The sequence below is a fragment of the Bradyrhizobium pachyrhizi genome, assembly GCF_001189245.1.
In the GTDB taxonomy this organism is placed as follows: Bacteria; Pseudomonadota; Alphaproteobacteria; order Rhizobiales; family Xanthobacteraceae; genus Bradyrhizobium; species Bradyrhizobium pachyrhizi.
This window is the reverse complement of record NZ_LFIQ01000114.1, coordinates 240,626-246,518: the sequence shown is the minus strand read 5'-3', so window position 1 is coordinate 246,518 and position 5,893 is coordinate 240,626. Positions and strand designations below refer to the sequence as shown.

6 protein-coding genes and 1 pseudogene are annotated in these 5,893 nt (G+C 63.7%); 6 read left to right on the top strand and 1 reads right to left on the bottom strand.

Annotated elements, in window-relative coordinates; all coding sequences use genetic code 11:
* The 5 genes and pseudogenes from AKL29_RS45760 to AKL29_RS30270 all read left to right on the top strand — a co-directional run.
* Positions 1–250, top strand: a pseudogene (locus AKL29_RS45760) (ABC transporter substrate-binding protein); the annotation flags it as partial.
* A 64-nt stretch (positions 251–314) separates the two neighbouring features.
* Positions 315–1,178 (top strand): branched-chain amino acid ABC transporter permease, encoded by an 864-nt coding sequence (locus AKL29_RS30285; RefSeq protein ID WP_028335126.1) that lies wholly within the window; start codon positions 315–317, stop codon positions 1,176–1,178.
* Position 1,179: 1 nt separating this feature from the next.
* Entirely contained in the window at positions 1,180–2,148 is a 969-nt protein-coding gene (locus tag AKL29_RS30280) for a branched-chain amino acid ABC transporter permease (protein ID WP_050386666.1), read from the top strand.
* A gap of 146 nt (positions 2,149–2,294) precedes the next feature.
* On the top strand, positions 2,295–2,939 hold the full coding sequence (locus AKL29_RS30275) for a DUF47 domain-containing protein (RefSeq protein ID WP_028335128.1): 645 nt from the start codon (positions 2,295–2,297) through the stop codon (positions 2,937–2,939).
* 99 nt (positions 2,940–3,038) lie between these two features.
* Positions 3,039–4,043, top strand: a complete 1,005-nt coding sequence (locus tag AKL29_RS30270; RefSeq protein ID WP_028335129.1) for an inorganic phosphate transporter — start codon at positions 3,039–3,041, stop codon at positions 4,041–4,043.
* Between the two features lie 60 nt (positions 4,044–4,103).
* On the opposite strand, the gene sugE is transcribed toward AKL29_RS30270, so the two are convergent.
* Complete coding sequence (gene sugE / locus AKL29_RS30265) at positions 4,104–4,418, bottom strand: quaternary ammonium compound efflux SMR transporter SugE (protein WP_016839884.1); 315 nt, start codon at positions 4,416–4,418, stop codon at positions 4,104–4,106.
* 153 nt (positions 4,419–4,571) lie between these two features.
* Between sugE and AKL29_RS30260 the strand changes: the two genes are divergently transcribed.
* A partial coding sequence (locus AKL29_RS30260; protein ID WP_244482510.1) for a peptide chain release factor 3 occupies positions 4,572–5,893 on the top strand: 1,322 nt, incomplete at its 3' end.

Sequence of the window (5,893 nt, the reverse complement as noted above, 5' to 3'; positions counted from 1 at the left end):
CGGCGGCAATCCGCATGACGGCGCCAAGGTGGTCGCGAAGATGAAGACGATCCCGACCGACGATCCGCTGTTCGGCAAGGGCGAGGTCGAGGCCAATGGCCGCGTCACCCACGACGCCTATCTGTTCGAGGTGAAGAAGCCCTCGGAGTCCAAGGGACCGTGGGACTTCTACAAGCTGGTTGGCACCGTGCCGGGCAACCAGGCCTTCACGCCGCTCGACAAGAGCACCTGCGCGCTTCTGAAGAAGTGACGATCATGCCCGCCGGCCATGGGCGTGGCCGGCGGGCTTCATCTATCTAGCGAAAGCTCATTCGATGCAGGCTCTCTACGCACAGCTTCTGGTGGGACTGATCAACGGCTCGTTCTACGCGCTGCTCAGTCTGGGGCTCGCCGTCATCTTCGGCATGCTCAACATCATCAATTTCGCGCATGGCGCGCTCTACATGATGGGCGCCTTCGTGGCGTATTTCCTGCTCAACCTGGGCGGCATCAATTACTGGTGGGCGCTGATCATCGCACCCGTCGTGGTCGGCATCTTCGGCATGATCCTCGAGCGGACCATGCTGCAATGGCTGACCGGCCTCGATCATCTCTACGGACTGCTGCTGACCTTCGGCATCGCGCTGATCGTGCAGGGCGTGTTCCAGAACTATTTCGGGTCCTCGGGCCTGCCTTACTCGATCCCGGATCAGCTCAAGGGCGGCGTCAATCTCGGCTTCATGTTCCTGCCGATCTATCGCGGCTGGGTCGTCGTCTTCTCGCTCGTGGTGTGCCTTGCCACCTGGTTCCTGATCGAGAAGACGCAGCTCGGCGCCTACCTGCGCGCCGCGACCGAGAACCCGACGCTGGTGCGCGCGTTCGGCATCAACGTGCCGCGCATGATCACGCTGACCTACGGGCTCGGTGTCGGTCTTGCCGCACTCGCCGGCGTGCTGTCGGCGCCGATCAACCAGGTCCGCCCGCTGATGGGCGCCGATCTCATCATCGTCGTGTTCGCGGTGGTCGTGATTGGCGGCATGGGCTCGATCATGGGTTCGATCATCACCGGCTTCGCGCTCGGCGTGATCGAGGGACTGACCAAGTATTTTTATCCCGAGGCCTCCAACACCGTGGTGTTTGTCCTGATGGTGGTGGTGTTGCTGGTGAAGCCAACGGGACTGACGGGACGGGCGGCTTGATATGTCAGCATTGACCGACGATACACTTCCGATCACGCCGCGCGCGATGCGCGACGAGATGATCGTATTCGCCGCGATGGCGCTGCTGCTGGCGATCGTGCCGTGGACGGGGATCTATCCGTTCTTCGTCATGCAGGCGCTGTGCTTCGCGCTGCTCGCCTGCGCCTTCAACCTCCTGATCGGCTATGGCGGCCTGCTGTCGTTCGGCCACGCGATGTTCCTCGGCACAGCCGGTTACGTCTCGGCGCATGCGCTGAAGGTGTGGGGGCTGTCGCCGGAGCTCGGCATCCTGGTCGGCACCGCGGCTGCGGCCTTGCTCGGCCTGGTCACCGGCTACATCTCGATCAAGCGGCAGGGCATCTATTTCTCGATGATCACGCTGGCGCTGTCGCAGCTGCTTTACTTCCTCTATTTGCAGGCGCCGTTCACCCATGGTGAAGACGGCATCCAGGGCATTCCGCAAGGCCACCTGCTCGGAATCTTCGATCTCTCGAAGCCGCTGGTGCTTTACTATGTCGTGCTGGTCGGCTTCCTCGCCGGCTTCCTGCTGATCTACCGCACCATCAATTCGCCGTTCGGCGAGGTGCTGAAGTCGATCCGCGAGAACGAGCCGCGTGCGATCTCGCTCGGCTACAAGACCGACCAGTACAAGCTGCTCGCCTTCATCCTGTCGGGCACGCTGGCGGGCTTTGCCGGCTCGCTGAAGGTGTTCGTGGCGCAGAATGCCTCGCTCACCGACGTGCACTGGTCGATGTCCGGTGAAATCGTGCTGATGACGCTGGTCGGCGGTCTCGGCACCATCTTCGGCCCGGTGGTCGGCGCCTTCGTGATCATCGCCATGCAGCAATATCTCGCCGGTTTCGGCCAATGGGTGACGGTGATCCAGGGTGTGATCTTCGTGGCCTGCGTGCTGCTGTTCCGGCGCGGCCTGGTCGGTGAGCTCGCCCACCTCCTGCGGCGGTCGCTGTAGGGCAGGTCTCGGCGATTTTCGGCCGACTTTAGCGGTGGACGACCGCCCGCTCGGGCGGTCGTGTCAGGTGTTTTCCCCGCCAGATGCTCTATGACAGTTCTGTGACAGTCGCTAAAAGGGCTGTCCCGGAATGATGGAACTGAGACATGCTGCGCTGGTTTCGCGCCTTCCTGCCCAAGGAAGAGCGGTTTTTCGACCTGTTCGCCCGACACGCCCGGACCTCCGTGCAATGCGCATTGGCGTTGCAGGACATGCTGAAGGGCGGGGAGGAGACTCCTGTCTTTTGCCAGCGCGTCAATCAGTTCGAGAACGACGCCGATAGCGTCACCCGCGAGGTTCTGACCGCGGTCCGCCGCACCTTCATCACCCCGTTCGATCGCGGCGATATCAAGAACCTGATCACCTCGATGGACGACGCCGTCGACCAGATGCAGGCGACCGCAAAGGCGGTCATGCTGTTCGAGGTGCGCGAGTTCGAGCCGCCGATGCGCGAGATGGGCACTTTGATCGTCGAATGCGCCAATCTGGTCGGCCGCGCGCTGCCCCTGTTGCAGTCGATCGGCCACAACGTCTCGATGCTGACCCAGATCACCGAGGAGCTGACCAAGCTCGAGGGCCGGGTCGACGATCTCCAGGATATCGGGCTCAAGGAGCTTTTCCTGAAGCATCGCGACGCCAACACGATGGACTACATCGTCGGCGCGGAGATCTACGACCATCTTGAGAAAGTGGCCGACCGTTTCGACGACGTCGCCAACGAGATCAACTCGATCGTGATCGAGCAAGTCTGAGCATGATCCGGAAAAGTGTGATGCGGTTTTCCCTGCGACAAACGCGAAGTGTTTGCGCGGCGATCATGCTCAACAAAGCACCATAGAGCGGGGCATCACGTGGACGCCACGCTGGGTCTTCCAATTCTGACCATCCTGATCGCGGTCGCGCTGCTGTTCGACTTCCTGAATGGCCTGCACGACGCCGCGAACTCGATTGCGACCATCGTCTCGACCCGCGTGCTGCGGCCGCAATATGCGGTGTTCTGGGCGGCGTTCTTCAACTTCGTCGCGTTCCTGGTGTTCGGCCTGCACGTTGCCAACACGATCGGCACCGGGATCATCGAGCCGTCGGTGGTGGATGCGACCGTGATCTTCGCCGCGCTGGTCGGCGCGATCGTCTGGAACGTGATCACCTGGGCGCTGGGCATTCCGTCGTCGAGCTCGCACGCGCTGATCGGCGGCCTGGTCGGCGCCGGCATGGCGAAGGCGGGCATTTCGGCGGCGGTGTGGAGCGGGCTCTCCAAGACCTTGCTCGCGATCGTGCTGTCGCCGCTGGTCGGCTTCCTGCTGGCGCTGGTGCTGGTCGCGATCGTGTCCTGGCTCTCGGTGCGCTCGACGCCGTTCGCGGTCGATCGCGCATTCCGCATCCTGCAATTCGCCTCGGCGTCGCTCTATTCGCTCGGCCATGGCGGCAACGACGCGCAAAAGACCATGGGCATCATCGCCGTGCTGCTCTATTCGCAGGGCCATCTCGGCGACAAGTTCGAAATTCCGTTCTGGGTGGTGCTGGCCTGCCAGAGCGCGATGGCGCTGGGTACCCTGATGGGCGGCTGGCGGATCGTCCGCACCATGGGGCTGCGGATCACCAAGCTGACGCCGATGCAGGGTTTCTGCGCCGAAACCGGCGGCGCCGTGACGCTGTTCATGGCGACCTATCTCGGGGTTCCCGTATCGACCACGCACACCATCACGGGCGCCATCGTCGGCGTCGGCGCCGCACGGCGGCTCTCCGCCGTGCGCTGGAATGTGGCGAGCTCAATCGTCTACGCCTGGGTGATCACGATCCCGGCGTCGGCCGCGGTCGCAGCCGCGAGCTATTGGGCGGTGCAGATTCTGAAGTAGCGCTTTCGAGCGAAGTGGAAGCCGGTTCGCGTTAAGAAAACGCGTCCCAAAAAGGAGTAATCAGCCGACCAGCTTCAACCCGACGATGCCGGCAACGATCAGCCCGATGCTGGCGAGCCGCATCGCGGTCGCGGGTTCGCCGAGCAGGATGATGCCGAGCGCCGCGGTGCCGACCGCGCCGATCCCGGTCCAGACCGCATAGGCAGTTCCAATCGGCAGCGTCTTCAGCGCGAGGCCAAGCAGGATCACGCTGCCGGCCATCGCCGCCAGCGTCAGCACCGACGGCACCAGCCGCGAGAAACCTTCGGTATATTTTAGCCCGATCGCCCAGCCGATCTCGAGCAGGCCAGCGGTGAACAGAATGGTCCAAGCCATCACGAACCCTCCAGATAAGGCAGGGTCGTCCCCGCTGACGGTATGGTGAGGAGAAGGTCGTCCTTCCGGTGGCTATATGGGGATGGTGCGGCCGTTCCGCATTGCGACAAAACGCCCTTGATTGCGCCCGTTTTCCCTGCCAAATGCCCCGCCATGTCCGACATTTCAGTTTCAGCCGAATCGCCGTCCCGCTCGCCGCTTTCAGAGGAAGTGGCGCGACGGCGCACCTTTGCGATCATCTCGCACCCGGACGCCGGCAAGACCACGCTGACGGAAAAGCTGCTGCTGTTCGGCGGCGCCATCAATCTCGCGGGCCAGGTCAAGGCCAAGGGCGAGCGGCGCAACACCCGCTCGGACTGGATGAAGATCGAGCGCGAGCGCGGGATCTCGGTCGTCACCTCGGTGATGACCTTCGAGTTCAACGACCTCGTGTTCAACCTGCTGGACACGCCGGGCCACGAGGACTTTTCGGAAGATACCTATCGCACGCTGACCGCGGTCGATTCCGCGGTCATGGTGATTGACGCCGCGAAAGGCATCGAGGCGCGCACCCGAAAGCTGTTCGAGGTGTGCCGGCTGCGCGACATCCCGATCATCACCTTCATCAACAAGATGGACCGCGAGAGCCGCGACACGTTCGAGCTTCTGGACGAGATCGAGAAGACGCTGGCGCTCGACACCACGCCGATGACCTGGCCGGTCGGCCGCGGCCGCGACTTCCTCGGCACCTATGACGTCGTCAATGGCGGCGTGCGGCTGCTCGAGGGCGGCGGCGCCAAGACGGGCGCCACGGAGCAGATCGACATCGCCGATCTCGGCAAGCGCAATCCCAATCTCGACGTCGCCGAGGTCAAGGACGAACTCGCGCTGGCCTCGGAAGCCTGCAAGCCGTTCGAGCTCGCGGCGTTCCGCGAGGGCCATCTGACGCCGGTCTATTTCGGCAGCGCGCTGCGCAATTTCGGCGTCGGCGATTTGCTGGAAGGCCTCGGCAAGTTCGCGCCGGCCCCGCGCGCGCAGGACTCGGATTTGCGCAAGGTCGAGGCAGCGGAGCCGCGCATGAGCGCGTTCGTATTCAAGATCCAGGCCAACATGGATCCGAACCACCGCGACCGCATCGCCTTCGCCCGGCTGTGCTCGGGCAAGCTCAGCCGCGGCATGAAGGCCAAGCTGGTACGCACCGGCAAGAACATGAGCCTGTCGAGCCCGCAGTTCTTCTTCGCGCAGGACCGCTCGGTCGCCGACGAGGCCTTTGCCGGCGACGTCGTCGGCATTCCGAACCACGGCACGCTCAGGATCGGCGATACCCTGACCGAGGGGGAGGATCTGACCTTCGTCGGCGTGCCGAGCTTCGCGCCGGAAATCGTCCGCCGCGTCCGGCTGACCGACGCGATGAAGGCGAAGAAGCTGAAGGAAGCCTTGCAGCAGATGTCGGAGGAGGGCGTCGTGCAGGTGTTCCGCCCGCGCGACGGCGCGCC